Origin of the sequence: Mycobacterium appelbergii (assembly GCF_032883035.1) — a bacterium.
GTDB classification, from domain to species: domain Bacteria; phylum Actinomycetota; class Actinomycetes; order Mycobacteriales; family Mycobacteriaceae; genus Mycobacterium; species Mycobacterium appelbergii.
In genome coordinates this window covers 57,561-76,320 of record NZ_JAMQTH010000001.1, presented here as the reverse complement: position 1 = coordinate 76,320, position 18,760 = coordinate 57,561, and the positions used below count along the sequence as shown (strand labels likewise).

The 18,760-nt window shown below is 64.9% G+C and carries 17 protein-coding genes, 1 tRNA gene and 1 pseudogene; 7 read left to right on the top strand and 12 right to left on the bottom strand.

What is annotated here, in order from left to right; all coding sequences use genetic code 11:
- Positions 1-82: 82 nt before the first annotated feature.
- Positions 83-1,546, bottom strand: coding sequence for an FhaA domain-containing protein (locus tag M1247_RS00355; protein ID WP_317154270.1), 1,464 nt, complete (start codon positions 1,544-1,546; stop codon positions 83-85).
- A gap of 260 nt (positions 1,547-1,806) precedes the next feature.
- On the opposite strand from M1247_RS00355, the gene M1247_RS00350 reads away from it, so the two are divergent.
- Positions 1,807-1,889 (top strand) — tRNA-Leu (locus tag M1247_RS00350).
- 741 nt (positions 1,890-2,630) lie between these two features.
- Here M1247_RS00350 and M1247_RS00345 read toward each other — a convergent pair.
- The 6 genes and pseudogenes from M1247_RS00345 to allB form a co-directional block, all read right to left on the bottom strand.
- On the bottom strand, positions 2,631-3,062 hold the full coding sequence (locus tag M1247_RS00345; protein WP_317154269.1) for a lipoprotein LppJ family protein: 432 nt from the start codon (positions 3,060-3,062) through the stop codon (positions 2,631-2,633).
- Positions 3,063-3,189: 127 nt separating this feature from the next.
- The gene (locus M1247_RS00340; protein ID WP_317154268.1) at positions 3,190-4,953 is read right to left on the bottom strand and encodes an alpha/beta hydrolase; all 1,764 of its coding nucleotides are present in this window, start codon (positions 4,951-4,953) and stop codon (positions 3,190-3,192) included.
- 40 nt (positions 4,954-4,993) lie between these two features.
- Positions 4,994-5,293, bottom strand: coding sequence for a type VII secretion target (locus M1247_RS00335; protein WP_317154267.1), 300 nt, complete (start codon positions 5,291-5,293; stop codon positions 4,994-4,996).
- Positions 5,294-6,039: 746 nt separating this feature from the next.
- Positions 6,040-6,558: a DUF4352 domain-containing protein gene (locus M1247_RS00330; RefSeq protein WP_317154266.1), complete on the bottom strand. Its 519-nt coding sequence runs from the start codon at positions 6,556-6,558 to the stop codon at positions 6,040-6,042.
- Between the two features lie 138 nt (positions 6,559-6,696).
- Positions 6,697-6,783, bottom strand: a pseudogene (locus M1247_RS36370) (DUF2510 domain-containing protein); the annotation flags it as partial.
- 207 nt (positions 6,784-6,990) lie between these two features.
- Entirely contained in the window at positions 6,991-8,358 is a 1,368-nt protein-coding gene (allB, locus tag M1247_RS00325) for an allantoinase AllB (RefSeq protein WP_317154265.1), read from the bottom strand.
- Positions 8,359-8,582: 224 nt separating this feature from the next.
- Between allB and M1247_RS00320 the strand changes: the two genes are divergently transcribed.
- Together M1247_RS00320 and M1247_RS00315 are read left to right on the top strand one after the other, a co-directional pair.
- Positions 8,583-10,088, top strand: coding sequence for an NCS1 family nucleobase:cation symporter-1 (locus M1247_RS00320; protein WP_317154264.1), 1,506 nt, complete (start codon positions 8,583-8,585; stop codon positions 10,086-10,088).
- A gap of 10 nt (positions 10,089-10,098) precedes the next feature.
- Complete coding sequence (locus M1247_RS00315; protein ID WP_317154263.1) at positions 10,099-10,821, top strand: aspartate/glutamate racemase family protein; 723 nt, start codon at positions 10,099-10,101, stop codon at positions 10,819-10,821.
- Positions 10,822-10,830: 9 nt separating this feature from the next.
- Here M1247_RS00315 and M1247_RS00310 read toward each other — a convergent pair whose 3' ends face one another.
- Both M1247_RS00310 and M1247_RS00305 read right to left on the bottom strand, forming a co-directional pair.
- Positions 10,831-11,646, bottom strand: a complete 816-nt coding sequence (locus M1247_RS00310) for a bifunctional allantoicase/(S)-ureidoglycine aminohydrolase (protein WP_317154988.1) — start codon at positions 11,644-11,646, stop codon at positions 10,831-10,833.
- A gap of 8 nt (positions 11,647-11,654) precedes the next feature.
- Positions 11,655-12,932 (bottom strand): DUF6986 family protein, encoded by a 1,278-nt coding sequence (locus tag M1247_RS00305; RefSeq protein ID WP_317154262.1) that lies wholly within the window; start codon positions 12,930-12,932, stop codon positions 11,655-11,657.
- Between the two features lie 178 nt (positions 12,933-13,110).
- On the opposite strand from M1247_RS00305, the gene M1247_RS00300 reads away from it, so the two are divergent.
- Positions 13,111-13,872, top strand: coding sequence for an IclR family transcriptional regulator (locus M1247_RS00300; RefSeq protein WP_317154261.1), 762 nt, complete (start codon positions 13,111-13,113; stop codon positions 13,870-13,872).
- Positions 13,873-13,874: 2 nt separating this feature from the next.
- Here M1247_RS00300 and M1247_RS00295 read toward each other — a convergent pair whose 3' ends face one another.
- Entirely contained in the window at positions 13,875-14,819 is a 945-nt protein-coding gene (locus M1247_RS00295) for a GGDEF domain-containing protein (protein ID WP_317154987.1), read from the bottom strand.
- 241 nt (positions 14,820-15,060) lie between these two features.
- Between M1247_RS00295 and M1247_RS00290 the strand changes: the two genes are divergently transcribed.
- Both M1247_RS00290 and M1247_RS00285 read left to right on the top strand, forming a co-directional pair.
- Entirely contained in the window at positions 15,061-15,627 is a 567-nt protein-coding gene (locus M1247_RS00290; protein ID WP_317154260.1) for a TetR/AcrR family transcriptional regulator, read from the top strand.
- A gap of 95 nt (positions 15,628-15,722) precedes the next feature.
- Positions 15,723-16,382, top strand: coding sequence for a biliverdin-producing heme oxygenase (locus M1247_RS00285; RefSeq protein WP_317154259.1), 660 nt, complete (start codon positions 15,723-15,725; stop codon positions 16,380-16,382).
- Here M1247_RS00285 and ygiD read toward each other — a convergent pair whose 3' ends face one another.
- Positions 16,383-17,150 (bottom strand): 4,5-DOPA-extradiol-dioxygenase, encoded by a 768-nt coding sequence (gene ygiD / locus M1247_RS00280; protein ID WP_458695188.1) that lies wholly within the window; start codon positions 17,148-17,150, stop codon positions 16,383-16,385.
- Positions 17,151-17,264: 114 nt separating this feature from the next.
- Here ygiD and M1247_RS00275 point away from each other — a divergent pair, with 114 nt between their 5' ends.
- Positions 17,265-17,792: a pyridoxamine 5'-phosphate oxidase family protein gene (locus tag M1247_RS00275; protein ID WP_317154257.1), complete on the top strand. Its 528-nt coding sequence runs from the start codon at positions 17,265-17,267 to the stop codon at positions 17,790-17,792.
- Here the strand turns inward: M1247_RS00275 and M1247_RS00270 are convergent.
- Entirely contained in the window at positions 17,764-18,738 is a 975-nt protein-coding gene (locus M1247_RS00270; protein WP_317154256.1) for a pirin family protein, read from the bottom strand. The two genes, M1247_RS00275 and M1247_RS00270, sit on opposite strands and share 29 nt — an antisense overlap.
- Positions 18,739-18,760 lie beyond the last annotated feature (22 nt).

Here is an 18,760-nt window from a genome sequence, read left to right as displayed (position 1 = left end):
CAACGTCACGATACTTGGACGGTGATTCGCGCGGGGGTGAAGCTGCCTGCTTACCACCCCGGTGTGTCCGGTTCCGAGACGCTCAGTGCACGCGCACGATGATCTCGGAATGGCCCAGCCGGATCACGTCACCGTCGGCTAGCTGCCATTCCTGCACCGGAGCGTTGTTCACCGTGGTGCCGTTGGTCGAGTTCAGGTCTGCGAGCAGGGCCACCTGGCCGTCCCACCGGATCTCCAGGTGCCGACGCGACACCCCGGTATCCGGAAGCCGGAACTGGGCGTCCTGGCCGCGACCGATCACGTTGGCGCCTTCACGCAGTTGATAGGTGCGCCCGCTGCCGTCGTCGAGCTGCAGTGTGACCGACGCGCCACCGGCCTGATAGTCACCGGCGCCGTAGCCGCCGCCGTAACCGGGCTGTCCGCCCTGAGGACCGTAGTCGTAGTCCCGTCCGGCCGGCTCGCCATAACCGGGCTCAGCCGGGTAGCCACCGGGCTGCGGCTCCGCGTAGCCACGGCCGTAGTCGGGCTGCTGACCGTAGTCCTGGCGACCGTACGGCGGGGCTGCGGGAGGTGCGCCGTAGCCGCCCTGCTCCGGGTAGCCACCACGCTGGCCGTAGCCGGGGTCGTCGTGACGTCCCGGGGGAGGAGCCTGGCGGCCCTGGTCGTAGTCCGCGCCGTAGCCGGGCTGCTGGCCATATCCGCCGGGCGGCTGCCCGTATCCACGGCCTGGTGGTTGGTCATAGCCGCCCGGGGGCTGGCCGTAACCGGCCGCCGGCGGCCGCTGCTCGTAGGACTGCGGCGGGTAGCCACCCTGGTCCGGGTAGCCGCCCTGATCGGGGTAACCACCTTGATCGGGATAGCCGCCCTGGTCCGGGTAACCACCTTGATCGGGATAGCCGCCCTGCTCCGGGTAACCACCCTGCTCGGGGTAGCCGCCGCCGCGCGGGGGATAGCCGCCGGGCTCGGGTGGGTACTGTCCGCCCTGCTCCGGCGGGTACTGGCCGCCGCGCTGATCGTCCTGACGCCCGTAACGGTCGTCGTAATACTCGTCGCCTGGCCGCGCAGGTCCTTGGCCGCCGCGGTAATTCGGGTTATCGGTCATAGGTGGTTCTCCTGATTCTGCGGTGAACGCATGGTCGCGATGGGCTCGCGCGGATTCGCCAGCGGTTGAATCGGGGTTGACCGCGCCATGCGCGCGGAACTGTCCGGTGTGCAAGTTCGGTGATCGCTCGAATCTAACGACCACATCACCATACGTTTGCCACCCCTGATCATGGATAAATCCCCCCAGATGTTTGGCGAATGTGGTCGAGGTCAAGTCAGTATCGGCGCTTACCTTCTGATAGTCAGTCTCACTGAGGGTAATTACGTACTCGTTCGGCGCCAAAATCTGGCCACCCGCACCGATGCTGCGGGCCCCCGATTCGGCTTCCCGCCGCAACGCGGTCTCGACTTCCTGCGGCACGATGGAACCACCGAAGACCCGGGCGAACGCGTCTCCGACCGTCGATTCGAGGCGGCGTTCGATGCGGTCAACAAGACCCATGCCACCGCCCGCCTTCGTCCGTCGTTGTTGGAGGACCACTCCGGCGGCCGCTGCCACCGCGTGTCGCTCTGGCCACACTGCTCACATGCATGGTATCGGGCAAGCACCGTTCTGCGGGACCAACAGAACTCTGAGAATCCGATCGCTGCAGGTCAGTAACCTGATCTTGACGGCACTCAGCGAATCTCGACGATCCTGAGGCCGCCATTCACGTAGTTTGGGAACCGCGCCGACGCAGTGATACGCTGCCTCGGTCATTCGGGCGAGTGGCGGAATGGCAGACGCGCTGGCTTCAGGTGCCAGTGTCCTTCGGGACGTGGGGGTTCAAGTCCCCCTTCGCCCACAGTGAGGAGTTCAACGTACTCCGTGCACTAAGGTCACGAACTCGAAAGAGGTCGTGACCTTTGTGTTTGTGTGGGCAGCCTCGGAGGAGTGCGCCTGATCGACAAGTGTGGGAGTTGGTGGCGCAAGTCCCCGGGGGAGCTTGTGACGACAAGTTCGACAGTTGAGTCCTTTTCTTCGACTTGGTGGAAACCGTTTCTGGGCGCACAGTTGGACGCAACCTCCCACCGCCTCGAGAGGTCGTCGATATCGGACCGCTGGTGGCAGATGGCGGCGCCCGGAGGTCTCGGGACGGGCGGTGGCGTCGTAATTGGTTCCTTCGCCGGCGGACTGCCCGCAGCGCTAGGAGCGACACTCGGGGTACTGGCCGGCGCCGTACCTTGGCGCTCGCGCTAACGCTCGACGCGAGGCAGCACGTCTATTTTGACAGCGCGGCGTAAGTCTCGGTAGAACAAGCCCGCTCACCACGGTTACGAATAGCGACCGTGTAGCTACTGTCGCCCGGTTCCTCCCGGTATGAAATCTGTTTGATCTGCTTATCGTCGCCGTGGAGCCAGACGTTCGCGAGCTCGCCCAGACGGTCGATGGACGACCGGTGGGACCGTATGGGCTTGTTCTCCAGAACGTCTCCAGCCGGAGAGCGGGTGATCAGCTTCAGTGCCACGTCGCCGGACTCGATCGGGGGGAAGGCCTGGTCCTGGCAGGCGCGCTGTGCGGCTTCAAGTAGCCGGTCTGTTGAGGCTCAGCTGAGATCGATGTGTTCGTTGTCGCCCGCAGTCTGTTTCGTGGTGGTGACGTCGCGGCACTCGCCGAGCAGTTCGAGGCTACGGGTGGTGTCGCTGACACTTTGCGGCCAGAAGGTGGCCCCCACGCTGTTCTTCGCGACCGCTGTGCCGTGGGTATGCGCGTTGGGATCGGGTGTCCAGCCTTTGGTTTGAAGCTGTTGGACCCACCGGGCCACTTCTGCATCGGACGCTTCAAAGTTTGGGGCTAGCGGGTACGCAATTCTCATGCGCCCGCGGAAGGGCGCCTCGCCCTGGTCGTTGCACGAGGAACGCCAGAATATTGCCGTCTCGACCGGCAAGTTGAGAATGCTGACGATGTCCTTGGCGGCATCGATGACTTGGGCTCTCGATTGCTCCGGGGTGATCGGGTTCGACACGCCATCGTTCATGATTCCGCTCACTACTCCACATCCTGAAACTAGAGTCGCTGCCACGATCGCAGCCACGGTCGCTTTCGGTTTTGCGTATGCGTTGTGCATCTTCGTGTTTGGCATCTCGAGTTTCTGATTGTCGGTCCTATTGATGGGTGTGCCCGGATGTGCCCGAGCGGTATGTTTCGGGGTCGCTGAGCACCGGAACTCCTGACAGTTGGGGAATGCGGTGCCGGGCGGTCATGCCGTCGTGTTCGAGTGCGTCGCCGTGGCCGGAGACGATGTCGGACATGCTGAACAGCGATTCACTGCTAGGAGCGTAGTACTGGCTGTGGTCACTCCACGGTGCGGTAAATCCCGGTACTTCGGCTTTGAACCGGGTCGAACCGTATCCATCCAATGCCGGATCGTCGCCGAGCGCGACACTCCAACCGGTGCCAGGCACCGGCGTCTGGGGGATTCCGGAACCCAATAATGTAATGGGGTCACTGGAGGCCGCTCCCACATAAAGATGTCCGCCCTCGTTGAGGTGGAAGTCGGCCGCGCTGTGGGCCATGTCGGTGCCGGGGCACCCAACGAGGACCACGTCGTCGGTGTGCATGCCGTATCCGGCTGCGGCATCGGACACGGTGGTTGATCCATATGAGTGTCCGAGCACCGTCATATGCCCATTGCCTTCGTGGGTCGTGTTGAGGGCGTTGACATCTGCAGCCAGCAGCTGGCCGCCCTCGTGAGCCAGAGCTGTCGCCCCGATTCGCGGATCGATAAGGCTGTCGGGGGCGTCGTAGCCCATCCAGGCAACGACTGCGGTCGAATGGGCGCGATCGGCTGCCTTTGACTCGTTGTACAGATTGACTGCGTCGTCACCGCCCAGCCAACCGGCGCCGACATCGTTTCCCGTGCCCGGCACAACCACCGCGGTGTTGTCGGCGTGGTCGGGGTCGCCCATGGCGATCGCCGCCCTGCCATCGCCCTTGAACTTCTCCGGCTCATACACCTGAAGGAACGTGGGCGCACCGGTCCTCTCGGCGTTCTTTGTCAATGCCTCTTGAACTTTGAGGGCGTTGTTGTAGCGGTCCATCATCGCTCCGGCCATGCCGTATTTTTCGGGATGGGCCAGCACTTCCTCTTTGGTCACGCCGCGGGACTTGGCCACCTCGGCGGGACGATCGATGTCCTGCTGCATGATGGTCCGATTGGCTTTGTCGCGGTCGACGACTGGGATGCCGTTGAGGTTGCCCAATTTGTCCGGCCAATCACGCAGGAGTTGGTCTTTCTTGTCCTGAGGGAGCGCCTTCCACCACTCCTTGACGTCCTTGGGGTCTTTTCCCACCGGGATCTCAGAGCCTGTGTCATAGGGAGCTTGTGGGAGCGGGGTTCCGCCTGGGCCGAACTTCTGCGGCGCAGAGTCTAGGCCTCCGACAGCGCCACGAAGGTTCTGGTTGAGTTGCCGGTCGGTGGTGTCGAAGCTCGCCAGCTGCGTCTTGACGTTCAGAGAGTTGGTGGCGGCCAGCTGTTGAAGCTTCATGGCGTTGGCCGGACTGATCTTGGCGTACTGATCCAGGGGGCTTCCGGGGCGGACCGATACCGTACCGTCGGGCGCGACCTGCCAGCCCTGGGTCTTCAGCTGGTCGACTGCCCCGATCAGGCTGGTGCGGGTCTGGCTGAGTGCAGTGCCGCCGTCCTGCAGGGCGGTTTGAGCCCGGGTCAGGGCTTCATGGATCTGTTGCATGCGCGCCAGGGTGGGTTGGGCTTTCGCGATCGCAGCGTCGGAGGCGCCGCCTTGCCATCCCGACCGCAACCCGTCGATGTTGGCGCGGTGACTGTCGATCTGGGTTGCCAAAGCCGACGCCTTTTGTCCGAGTTCGGTGGCTGATGCGGTCAGAGTCTCGGGTCGAGATGCCTGCACCTGGGGAATCGTCACTACCACGACGTGCGCACGCTGGCGGTCATGGGGCGAACTTGCGTAGGCGACGGCCGAGTTCGGTGTCCATGCGGTGGTAGTGATCGGCAGCGGTCGACAGGTTGGTGGAATGCTTGGTCAATTCTTCGTGAACCGCACCCAGCGCGGTGTCCACAGCCGAGCTGGCGAACTGACACGCCCCTTCGCTGAGCAGGCCCGATACCCCGGTGCCAGCACTGGTCATCGACTGGCCGGCACCGATGCCGGAGATGAACTCGCCCACTTCAGCCTGCGCCCGAGCAGCTTTGCGAAGCGATTCGGGGTTGACACGCAACACCCCTCCCATGAAGACGAGCTTAGCTCCACCAGCAATAAAGCGATCGCACTTCTTTCGCGTATGAATGCGAGTATCGGAGGTGTCGCCGCACACAGCCGACTTGAAGGGCTCCTCGAGTGAACGTTGGCCGGTGGGGCCTCGTGAGTGGCTCAAGCCGGAGCGCCGGAATGAGGTTCAACCGGGCACAGGACGCGGGATAACCGCCAGCAGACGCCCTCAACTGCCCTCCCGGGGGCCCACCCAAAGCTCGCCGTTGGTGAGCAAACTTGCGGGCACAGCCATCTCAGGAGATCGGGCCTCGCAGACGTTGTCGGAGGCGGCGACCGACAACTTGGACGCTCCGAGGAATCCGACGATGTGGCCGGCTCACCGTCCCACCAAGTGAGCAAGTCTTCGACGCGCGTCCTGAGCCCTGATACACCGATGAGGTCGGGGTTCGGGGTGGGCTGTGTAACCGAGATGACCTGTAGCGGTGAACAATCTGAGTACTTTCGGTGAGCACCGTCAAGCCCATCGCCAGCACGCATACATGCAGGCCTGGCCGGCAGGCCTTGGATGTCGGCGGTGTCGGTGAGGGTGGCTACCACGTCGGGTCCGTCGGCGCGGCAATAGGCGGTGCAGCGCAGTGGGTAAGTACTCGTCTATCCGCCGCCCCAGCCGAGAGGCACGCAGAAGACTCCGGCAAGCCCTCGAACGGTTCGATGTCAGCGAGTGGATCGAGTGCCGCGCATGGCAGTCACTGTGGTATCAGTCCCTCACGGAAAGACCTTGACTCCCATGGAAAGTCCGGAGTCGTGTACCTCTACCGCAGTGATGGCCGGATCTTCACCTCGGATATCGAACAGCACTATGGTCGCAACCGAGTCTCCGGGATTAACGTTCAAATCCTTTCCCTCGCCGTCACAGCGGCTGCAACCGAATCCGTCCTTTGGGACCTCGCCGGTTGAGCGCGGTGGCTCTCTGAGTAGGACTTGGTCATCCGCGGAGAACGTCCAAGGTACGTCGCTGGTGTTCGTCACCTTGATTGTGACTTTGACTGGTTGGCCCATGCATGCGTCGATTTGGCTCACCACGAACGCGAACTTGCCGTCGCGCACTTCCTGGCCCACGCGTCCCGCTTCATTCCAATCGCTAGCCAGATCAGAGAATGACAGGCTCGACCGGTTGTCACGCAACTCACCCACGCTTGGTGGCAGGGGACAGCTTTTCTGTTGTTGAGTCCTGCCCACCACGGACAGGACTGTGATCAGAAGGCCGCTGGCTACTGCGACCATCAGCAGTCGCTTAGCGAGGGAGGCATCTTGCCACCACTTTTGGACCACGTTCGGTGGGGATTTCTGCGGCGGACTTTCGTTGGGCCGACTTAGCGAGGGGATCGGTGCCGGCTGTAGCGGCTGGGGTTCCAACGGGCCCCATGCTGAACCATCCCAATACCGACGCCCGGCACCACCTGAGGGGTTGGGGTACCAGCCCGGTGGCGGCGCGGGGGGCGTAGTCATGGCGCAGGACATTAACAGGGGATCCGAGGTTGAATTGACGGATATGTAGTTTTTCTTGGCCACCAAGACCTGGAAATTACGGCCCTGGGGATTGCGCTAGCGACTGTCGGTCAACGTCCCTGCCGTTCTCGCAACCCGATGAAAATGGACCAGGTTGGAGGAGTCGGCCATCGACGGGATCGCCGAGCGCGAGAAGGAGTAGGACCGCTACACGCCACCGCGGCGCAGCATCCGGCCCTGCGGGGTCTGGAAGTCAATCTTCTTGCCGCGCAACCAGGTACTCCTCACGACGCCGGCGAGTGCGCGCCCGTCGTACGGGCTGATCGGGTTCTTGTGGTGCAGCTTGTGCACGTCGACGACCTGGGCAGACTCGGGCTCGAAGATCGCGAAATCGGCGTCGCGGCCCAGCGCAATCTTGCCCTTGTTGTTCAAACCGGCGAGCGCGGCGGGGTTGGCCGCCATCCACTCGATCACCTGCGGGAGGTCTATACCGCGACGCTTGGCCTCGGTCCAGATCAACGACAGGCCGAGTTGCAGCGACGCGACGCCGCCCCATGCAACGCCGAAGTCGCCGTTCTCGACGTCCTTCAAATCGATCGTCGACGGTGAGTGGTCAGAGACGATGCAGTCGATCGTGCCGTCGAGCAGTCCCTGCCACAGAAGTTCCCGATTCGACGCCTCCCGGATCGGCGGACAGCATTTGAACGCGGTTGCGCCGTTAGGGATTTCCTCAGCCAGCAGCGTCAAATAGTGTGGGCACGTCTCGACAGAGATCCTGACGCCGTCGCGCTTGGCAGTCGCGATCATGGGCAGAGCGTCCGACGACGACAGGTGCAGGATGTGCGCACGGGCACCGGTCCACCGGGCGCGTTCGATGACCTCGGCGATCGCCACGTTCTCGGCGCCGCGCGGGCGCGACGCGAGGAAGCGTTCGTACCGATCCCCCTCGGCGGTGGGAGCGTGGTCGATGGCGCGGGAGTCCTCGGCGTGCACGATCATCATGGAGTCGAAGCCGACCAGCACGGCCATGTCCTTCTCCATCTCGTCCGCGTCGAGATGCGGGAACTCGTCGACGCCGGAGTGCAGCAGAAAGCATTTGAAGCCGAACACGCCATCGTCGTGCAGGCCGCGCAGATCGTCGGTGTTGCCGGGGATCGCGCCGCCCCAGAAACCGACGTCGATGTGTGTCTTGCCCGATGCAGCCGCGCGCTTGGCGTTGAGCGCTTCGACGTTCACCGTCGGCGGAATCGAGTTGAGCGGCATGTCGATCAGCGTGGTCACACCGCCCGCCGCCGCTGCGCGGGTGGCGGAGTCGAAGCCCTCCCACTCGGTGCGGCCCGGTTCGTTGACGTGCACGTGCGTATCGACCAAGCCGGGGATCATCACCTGCTCGTCGGTGAGTTCGACGATCTCTGCGCCGGAGAGGCCGCTACCCAGCGGTTCGATCGCGACGATGCGACCGTCGCGGATGCCGATCTCGCGGGCGACGATTCCCGCCGTCGTCAGCGTGCGTTCGCCGCGGACCACCAGGTCGAAATCGGGTTGGTGCGACTGCTCGGGGGCGTCGGCGGTCATCGGCAGCTCTCCGTTGCTTGAGAATAATTCCTCATCGTGGAACTAAAACTCCATTCCTTGAAATACTCTAGATGTGAGCGTCGACACAGTCAATCATGGCAAAACCTTGACATGCGGCGTGCGGATGCGCCTTACTTATCAAAAGTGTGGAAGTTTTACTTCCGCACAGTGGAATGTTTGCGGCGGCGCGGAGCGTCGGCGCTCCGACCGTGACAGGCGTATCCATGAGCACAGAGTCCCGCGGGCTCATCGACGACTCCAGTCGTAACGATGCAACCCCGCTCATCGACGTGAGTCCGTCTTTGTACAACGCCGATCTCGCGCCCACCAAGCGCGAAGGTCGACGGTGGGGCGCATACAACATCTTCACCCTGTGGGCGAACGACGTACACAGCCTGGGCAACTATTCGTTCGCCATCGGACTGTTCGCCCTTGGCCTCGGTGGGTGGCAGATCCTGCTGGCGCTCGGACTCGGCGGTGTCTTCCTCTTCCTGCTGCTCAACCTGTCCGGGTTCATGGGGGAGAAGACCGGCCTCCCGTTCCCGGTGATGAGCCGGATTTCATTCGGCACCCGCGGTGCGCAGATCCCCGCCCTCATCCGCGGCGCGATCGCGATCGCCTGGTTCGGCATCCAGACCTACCTCGCCTCGGTGGTGCTGCGCATCATGATCATCGCGCTCGCACCGTCCGCCCAGACCCTCGACTCGAACAGCTTCCTGGGGTTGTCCACGCTCGGCTGGATCTCGTTCCTCGCGCTGTGGGTGATCCAGGTGATCATCGTCAGCTACGGCATGGAGATGATCCGCAAGTACGAGGCGTTCGCCGGTCCGGTCATTCTGATCACGATGATCGCGCTCGCGATCTGGGTGCTCAACAACGCCGACTGGGGCATCGCGTGGACGACGCCCGACTCGCTGACCGGCGCCGACATGTGGCTGCAGATCATCGGCGGCGCCAGCCTGTGGGTGGCGATCTACGGCACGTTCGTCCTCAACTTCTGCGACTTCACCCGTAACGCGACGTCGAAGCGGGCCATCGTGAAGGGCAACTTCTGGGGCATCCCGCTCAACATGCTGGTGTTCGGCGGCATCGTCATCACCCTGGCCGGCGCCCAGTTCCGCATCGACGGACGCATCATCGAAGCGCCCGCCGACATCGTCCAGGAAGTGCCGAACACCCTGCTGCTGGTGCTGGCGGCACTCGCGCTGCTGATCCTGACCGTCGCCGTGAACATGATGGCGAACTTCGTCGCCCCGATCTACGCGCTCAACAACCTGTTCCCGAAGCACCTGAACTTCCGTCGCGCAGCGATCATCTCGGCCGTCATCGGCCTGGTGATCCTGCCGTGGAACCTGTACAACTCGCCGGCCGTCATCAACTACTTCCTCGGTGGACTCGGCGCCATTCTCGGGCCGCTGTTCGGCATCATCATGGCCGACTACTGGCTGGTGCGTCGTTCCAACATCAACGTTCCAGCCCTGTTCACGACCGATGCGAACGGCGAGTACCAGTACGCGAAGGGCATCAACATGCGTGCCGTGGTCGCCCTCGTCATCACGGCGGTGGCGGCACTCCTGATGGCATTCGTTCCGGCGTTCAAAGTCGTCTCGGAGTTCTCCTGGTTCATCGGCGCAGGCCTCGGGGCGATCGTGTACCTGGTGGTCGCGGACCGCCGGGGACCGTTCAACGACGTCTCCGGCGAGCCCATCGCCGTGGCGAGCACGCACTAGTAGGGACCGCATGAGAATCCTCGTAGCCAACGTCAACACGACGACCTCGATGACCGATGCGATCGCCGAGTCGGCGCGCGGTGTCGCGTCGCCGGGTACCGAGATCGTCGGCATCACACCGCGTTTCGGTGCGGACTCGTGCGAAGGAAACTTCGAGAGCTATCTCGCGGCCATCGCCGTCATGGACGCGATCACCTCGTATCCGGAGCCGTTCGACGCGGTGATTCAGGCCGGCTACGGCGAGCACGGTCGGGAAGGTCTGCAGGAGTTGCTCGACGTCCCGGTCGTTGACATCACCGAGGCGGCCGCGTCGACGGCGATGTATCTCGGACACAAGTACTCCGTCGTCACCACGCTCGACCGCACCGTCCCGCTGATCGAGGATCGTCTCAAGCTCGCCGGACTCGACGCACGATGCGCGTCGGTGCGGGCGTCGGGCCTCGGTGTGCTGGAACTCGAGTCGGATCCGGATCGGGCGGTCGAGGCGATCGTCCGCCAGGCGCGAGAGGCCGTCGAGAACGATCACGCCGAAGTGATCTGCCTCGGCTGCGGCGGCATGGCCGAACTCGAGGAGAAGGTAACGGCCGCGACCGGCGTCCCGATCGTCGACGGAGTCCGCGCGGCGGTCACCATCGCCGAAGGTCTGGTCCGGATGGGTCTGTCCACGTCGAAGGTGCGTACCTACGCGACTCCGCGCGAGAAGAAGGTCATCGGCTGGCCGATCCAGTTGTAACCCAACGCGTCAGAGCAAGATCTGGCGGTTGACGTCCTTGTACAGCAGGTAACGGAAGTTCGACGGCCCGCCCGCGTAGCACGCCTGCGGGCAGAAGGCGCGCAGCGAGAGGAAGTCGCCTTCCTGCACTTCCACCCAGTCGCCGTTGAGGTGATACACCGCCTTGCCCTCGAGCATCAGGAGACCGTGTTCCATCACGTGGGTCTCGGCGAACGGAATGGTCGCGCCCGGCTCGAATGTGACGACGTTGACGTGCATGTCGTACCCGAGGTCCTGCGGGTCGAGCATCCGCGTCGTGCGCCATTTGCCGTCGGTGCCGGTCATGGATGACGGTGCGATGTCCTGCTCGTTGCCGAACTTCACCGATACCGGGTGGCCCTCGATGGCCTCATAGCGCTTGCGGATCCAGACGAACGTCGCGTCGGCGTCGCCGTTGTTGTGGGCCGACCAGTCGGTGCCTGCGGGAAGGTAGGCGAAGCCGCCCTCGGTGAGTGTCTGCGACTGGCCCGCCGCGTCGACGGTGAGCGCACCGGACGTGACGAACAGGAAGCTCTGCACCTCGGGTTGTGGCTCGGGTCGCTGCGCCCCGCCGCCCGGCTTGACCTCGACGATCGCCTGGTAATACGTCGTCGCACCACCGGAGACCGGTCGGTTGATGATCCATGCGCGCGTATCGGTCCACTCCGGGAACACCGAGGTGACGATGTCCGTGAGGACGCCGCGCGGGATCACCGTGTAGGCCTCGGTGACGATGGCGCGGTCGGTCAGCAGATCGGTCTGCGGGGGCAGGCCGCCGCGGGGCGTGTAGTACGACGCTTTGGTCACTGGGGGGGTCACTGATTGCTCCTGGTTGTGCGGCCGAGCGCGATATCGCGCACGGTGGAGATGGGCAGATCGGTGGCTGCCTCGATCTCGTCGACGGTGAGCGCGCCGCACACGCTGCCACGATGGATCACGTTGGCGAGTGCGCGGGCGGTGGCCGGCTCGTCCATGACGGTCGAGTCGAGCCGGTGGACATAGTTGCGAAGGCGCGTCGCCGCGGGCGCGAAGGCGCCGCGGTAGAACGCGTAGGTCGCCAGGTATCGGGTGACGAGTTGGGCGGGGTGCAGATCCCAGCCCTGGTAGATGCCGCGTTCCAGGTGGCGCCGGACCAGGCGCGCGTGCAGCTTCCAGGCCATCGCGACGTTGTCGGGGTCGCCGACCGGGAGGATGTTGGTCGAACCGTCGGACATGTGCACACCGGTGCCTGCGACGGCGAGTTGCATGACGTTCTTGGCGTGGTCCGCGGCCGGATGCTCCATCGACTGGTACGCGGCGGCGATACCGAGTGACGCCGAGTAGTCGTAGGTCCCGTAGTGCAGCGAGCTGACCCGGCCCTGGCCGGCGTGGATGAACTGGGCAACGGGTGCGCGGCCGTCGGCGCCGAGGATCGCCTGCGGTGTCTCGACCTGCACTTCGAAGCGGATGCGGCCGGCCGGCAGTCCGTTCGCACCCTCGAGCGCGCTCGCGACGACGACCATCGCCTCAACCTGGTCGACGGACGTCACCTTGGGGAGGGTCAGGGTGAGGCCGTCGGGAAGTCCGCCGGAGGCGACGAGTCCGCTGACGAACATGTCGAGCGTGCGCAGTCCGCGGGCTCGGGTGGCTGCTTCGAAGCACTTGAAGCGGGTGCCGACGAACGGCGTCGAGGTGCCTGCGTCGAGCGCGGTCCGCAGCGCGGCGATCGACTGTGCGACATCGGCGTCCTCGGTGGCGTCGTCGAAGGTGCCGTAGCCGTCCTCGAAGTCGATGCGGAGGTCTTCGATCGGCTCGGTGGTCAGCTTGTGCTCGACGAGGGCTGCGAGAGTCTCGGGTGCGCAGTCGGTTCCGCTGCTCGCGCCGACGAGTGCGGCCACCGCGTCGAGTCCGCCTGCGTCCTTCGCGGCTGCGAAAGCGGTGGATCCCCAGTCAGCGGGCATCGTCGCGGAGTACCGGTTGCCCGGGATGTAGACGGTGTGGACCGGCTGCCGACGGCCGTCGTCGCCGGGGTATCGGGTCACCAGCTGTGCGTCGGCAGCCGAGAGGCGCCGGTCGACGTCGGCCAGCACCGCATCGTCGAGGCGTCGTGTCACTGGTGTTCCTTCCCGGTCTGGAAGTTTTCGTGGAACACAGAATTCCACATTGTGGAGTTTAGCGCGATGGGGAGTGGGTCCGTTGTGTGTATCGTCGACTTGCTGAATTATTCCGTATTGCGGAACTGATTCTGGAGATGTTGGATGGAACGAAAATCGTCGGCCGGGAGTGGGTTGCATGGCGGAGAAGTCGGGCGGCGTGCAGTCGGTGGAGCGCGCGTTCGAGTTGATGGAATTGATCGGACGGGCGGGAGGGGAGTGCTCGCTGACGGAGTTGTCGGCGGAGTCTCCGTTGCCGCCGCCGACGATTCACCGTCTCCTGCGCACGCTGGTCGGAATCGGCTACGTGCGCCAACTGCCCAATCGCCGCTACGCCCTGGGGCCGAGGTTGATTCGGCTTGGTGAAGTTGCGAACCGTCAGTTGGGCGCGGTCGCGGGCCCGGTGCTGCAGTCATTGGTTGACGAGCTGTCGGAGACGGCGAGTCTCGCGGTGCTCGACGGTGACATGGTGATCTACACCGGGCAGGTTTCGTCTTCGGAGCGGATGCGGACGAACAATGAGGTCGGCAAGCGCGTCGGTCTGCACACGACCGGTGTGGGCAAGGCTGTTCTGGGTGAGTTGGATGACGCCCGCATTCTGAAACTGGTCACGCAGTCTGGATTTCCGGCACCGACCGAGAACAGTGCGTCGACCCTCTCTGCGGTGTTCGCGAACGTCGAGCGCGTGCGCGCCGACGGCTATGCGATCGACAATGAGGAGTTCGAGGTCGGTGTCCGCTCCGTCGCGATGGCGGTTCCCGGTGCCCCGACTCCGATGGCAATCGGCATTTCCGGTCCCTCGGCTCATGTCAGCAAGGAATTGATCGCTCGCGCCGTTCCCGCTTTGAAGAAGGCGACCGGCGTGATCTCTGAAGCGTTGATCGGGGCGAGGGAGCAGTAGACCTACCGCTCCTCGGCAGGTTTGCGTTTGCGTTCTGCCTTCCGCAGATAGAGATCATGGTCGGCAGAGCCCAGCAGGGCGGCAAACGATTTGGCGTCGTAGGGATGGCCGACGGCCAGCCCGGTGCTGACGTGCACCGGCCCGTCCCCGCGCAACGCGGCTGCCATCGTTGTCACCTGGTCCTTCTCATATCCGGCCACCACGGCCACGAATTCGTCGCCACCGAGCCGTCCGATGACCGCAGAGCCGGGCAGTTGTGCCGTCCATTCCCGGGTGAGCCGGACCAGAACCCGGTCGCCCTCCGCGTGGCCGCCGCGGTCGTTGATCGTCTTGAAGTCATCGATGTCGAGCACGATGGCGGTCACCGGATCACCGCGCCGCCGGGTCCGGGAAAGCAGCTTGCCCACTTCGCGGTCCAGACCGGCGCGGTTCCACACCGCCGTCAGCGGGTCGCGCAGCGCCGCCTCCAGCAGCGTCGAATGCAGCAGTCCCAGCACTTCGGCAGCCCCGACGATGCACACGGGGAACACGATGAGCCACAGCGTCGGAACCTTCGCCGGCGCTATCAGCAGGCCCGTCACCGCCGCCGCGGCGATGAGCAAGGCCGCCGTGCGCGCCACGACCGTTCGATGCCAGCTGCGCACATAGACCGCTGCGAACATCAGCGGAATCAGCGACCACACCTGAGCGACGGGTGCGTGATGGGCCAGCAGGGGCGCGACGGGTGCGGCGCACGCGCACAGCACTGACAGCACGTACCGCCAGCTACGTAACGGGCTGCGCAGGGTGAGGATCAGCCCGAGCCCGCACAACACCACCGCCGCCAGCTCGCCGTGCGCGCCGCCGCGGCCCACAGACGACACGATCGCCAGGAGGTACAGCGCCAACAGGATCGCCAGATAGACGATCAGCATCCGGCGCCGCAGTACCTCACCAAAACTCGGCACAGCCAAATGCGGATCCCTCGAATGCTTCAGTACCCCGACCGGGCAAACCCCTCGGGCCATTTTTACAGAAGTGGGACACCCCTCACGGGCAAGTTGTGATGTCCGTGGCGCCGAACCCCGAATTACAGTCGTGTCATTCATCCCCAATGGGGATAACCGCTGTGGATAACGGGCGATGCCGGGCCGGTGCGGCGCGCGAATCGAGTGCGCTGAAGCCAGGTTGTGGCGTTAGAGTCGCGACGTGCCCAGGATCAGCGCCTCCACCGTGGAGGAGCACCGCGAACAGGTTCAGCAGCGTGTCTTCGACGCGTTCGCCGAACTGATGGCTGACCACAGCTTCGACGCGATCACGATGGCCAAGCTGGCGGCCGCGGCAGGAATCGGGCGCACGGCGATCTATCACCATTTCGCCGACAAGGAAGCCGTCGTCGTCGCGTTCGCCTCCCATGAGACCAGTCGCTACATCGACGGGCTGCGGACGGCGCTCGCCGATCTGGACGATCCGGTGGACCGGTTGGCTGTCTATATCCGCCACCAACTCGACGCGGGGCAGCAGTTCCACATGGGGTTGGGCACCCAGCTCTATGGCGCCCTATCGAAGGACACCATGCTCGCGATCCGCGAGCACGTGCTCGCCGTCGAGGATGTGCTGCGGGAGATATTGGCCGACGGCGTTGCCGCGAAACATTTCGTCGTCGAGGACGAGGTCGCGACGATGTCCCTGATTCACGCCTGCCTGGCGCCGCGGCATCTACCGGCGGCGAGCATCGAGCGGTTCGTTCTGCGGGCGCTGGGCGCCACACCGTAGCTCCCCGCGACGTGCCGATGGCGTGTTAACTTTTCGACAGGTTGTCAGCATCATTCTGACAGGTTGTCAAAGTAGTCGTCCGTCTGGAGCAGAGCATGTCGTTGAGCGCACCCCCGGTGCTCGGGACCATCCGAGCGTTGTCCGTCGCGATGAAGGAGGGTTCGACGGCCGAGCACGATGCGGCCGAACACTCGCCGTATGTGTCGGAACTGCTAGGCGGCGCGGTCAATGCGCAGGGTTATGTCGACTACCTGCTGCGGCTCCGAGTCGTCTACGCCGCGCTCGAGGACGCGGTGCGTGCCCACCGGAACGACCCATCAGTCGCGGCGGTGTACGACCCTGAGCTGGAGCGGCTGGCCACCATCGACGCGGACCTGGACCACTGGGCACCTGGCGTTTCCCGTGCGGTGGACTCCCCGGCGGCCGAGGCGTACCGCGACCGGATCACCGGGCTCTCCTGGGGCGGTGCGCTGGTGGCCCACCACTACACCCGCTACCTCGGTGACCTTTCCGGCGGTCAGGCCATCGGCCGGATCCTCGACCGCACCTTCGGTCTGGACGGCGCCGGCCTGTCCTTCTACGAATTCCCCATGCGCGCCAAGCCTTACAAGGACGCCTACCGGGCGCGGCTCGACGGCCTCGACCTCGAGCGCGACGAGATCGACCGGACCGTCGATGAGGTCAGGTGCGCCTTCAGCCTGAACCAGCAGCTGTTCGACGAGCTCGCCGCCAACCTGCCCGCATACCGGCGCTGATCACGCCCCTAGCGTGTACGCGGTCATCGACAACGACCCGTAGGTGTAGCCGCTGATCAACGTATCGACGGAATCCTCAGCGGCAGAGGCGAGTCCGGCAAAGTAGAGCAGCGGGATGAAATGGTCCGCGGTGGGCACCGCCAGCGGATAGTCCGGGTGCGCGTCGAGGCCGGCGACATCGGCGGGGGAGCCCAGGAGCCGGGCTCCGGCCGCGTCGTCGAAACGCTGCGCCCAGTCGTACCCGCCGTCGGGCCGCGCAGCATCCATGCCGCCGAGGTTGTGCACGATGTTCCCACTGGCCACCACCAGCACACCCTGTTCGCGCAGCGGCGCCAGCTGCGCCCCGAGCCGGAGGTGGTAGTCGGCGGACTCGTTGGCGTTGATCGCCAGTTGCACAACGGGAATCGACGCATCGGGGAAGGCGTGCACCAACACCGACCAGGTTCCGTGGTCGATGCCCCAACTGTCCACATCGGCGCCCACCCATGTCGGGTGGACCAGGTCGCTGATCTCCTCGGCCAACTCGGGCAGGCCCGGCGCCGGGTACTGCATATCGAAAAGCGCCCGGGGAAAGCCGTAGAAATCATGGATCGTGCGCGGTCTGGGCATTGCCGTCACCGCGGTGGCATTGATGTACCAGTGCGCGCTGATCACCAGGATCGCGCGTGGCCGCGGGACGGACTGCCCGAAGCGCTGCCATGCCGCGGTGTACCGGTTCGATTCGAGGGCGTTCATCGGGCTGCCGTGGCCGATGAACGCGGCGGGCAGGCGCGGGGTCGACGCCATCGCCACCTCCCTGCCCGTAGTCGAAGTCCAGGGTAGTGAGGCTGCCGTGGCGCAGCCACCTTATGGTGGGCAGACAAAGCAGAGAGGTGCTGATGCGTGGGTAAGAACGAGCGCGGGAAAATCGTCATGACCGACGACGAGATCGCCGAATTCATCGATCACAGCCGGACCGCCACGCTGGCAACGGTGCTGCCCGACGGCAGGCCCCACCTGGTGGCCATGTGGTACGCGGTGCTCGACGGCGAGGTCTGGTTCGAGACCAAGGCCAAGTCGCAGAAGGCGGTCAACCTGCGCCGTGATCCGACGATCACCGTGATGATCGAGGACGGCCAGACCTACGACACGCTGCGCGGCGTGTCGATCGACGGCCGGGCGGAGATCGTCGATGACCCGGAAACCATTCTCCGCGTGGGCATCAGCGTATGGGAGCGCTATACCGGTCCGTACTCCGAGGAGATGCGGCCGTTCGTGGACCAGATGATGAACAACCGGATCGCGGTACGGGTGGTGCCGGGCCGGCAGCGCAGCTGGGACCACCGCAAGCTCGGTATGCCGGCGATGCCGTTGGGCGGCAGCACCGCCCAGTACCTGACACCTACAGCGTCGGATTCGCCCGCGGTTTGAGCCTGCCGTTCGGCAGTGGCGGTGCGGGTAGCCGCGCGATCCGACCCCGGTAACCGTGCACGTCGCCGAACTGTGCGTCACCCGCCTGCCAGGCCTCACGGTAGGCGGCGATGTCATCGTGGCTGCGGCCGACGAAGTTCCACCACAGCACCAGCTCCTCGTCGAACGGCGGCCCACCCAACAGGATCATCCGGGCCGGTCCCGAACCCCGGTTGGCGAGGTGCAGCTCCTGGCAGCCGTGCCGCTGGAACGCCAGATCCGCGACATCCAACGTGATGCCGGAGACCTCAACGGAACCCTCGTCGAGCAACACCCCATGCTCGAACGTCGGGTCCACGTCGAGCGTGAGAGCCGCGCCGGGCTCGAGATCGATCTGTGCGCCGAGCAGCGGGGTGAAGGTGTGTACCGGCGAGCGCTCCTCGGCCAGCTCGCCGAGGAATACCCGTAGCGTCGCGCCATCGACGGTGCGGGGTACCGGCACGTGGTGGGCGAAGTCGCGGCCGGTGTCGCGGTCAGAATGGGGCAGCGCCACCCACAGTTGGACGCCGTGCAGGATCGGATTGGCCGCCGCCGATGTGACCGACACCTCGGAATGACAGATTCCGGCGCCCGCGGTCATCAGATTCAGCTCGCCGGGCCGAACCATGGCGTGCACTCCGGCGCTGTCCCGGTGCTCCACTTCTCCGCTGAAAAGCCAACTCACTGTTTGTAATCCGGTGTGCGGATGGGGTGGCACGTCCATACCCGGGCCGGTGCGGGTGTCGTGGGGGCCGTAGTGGTCGGCGAAACACCACGCACCGATCAAAGACCGCTCGCGTTGCGGCAGGGTGCGTCGGACCATGATTGCGCGCGGCCCGCCGAGCGGAACCTCGCGCGCATGTAGCACCCCGGTGAACTCCGAAGCAGCGCAGATGACCTCGGCAGGCGCCGGATCGGTGTTGCTCATGAGGCCACCGTAGTGCGAACGC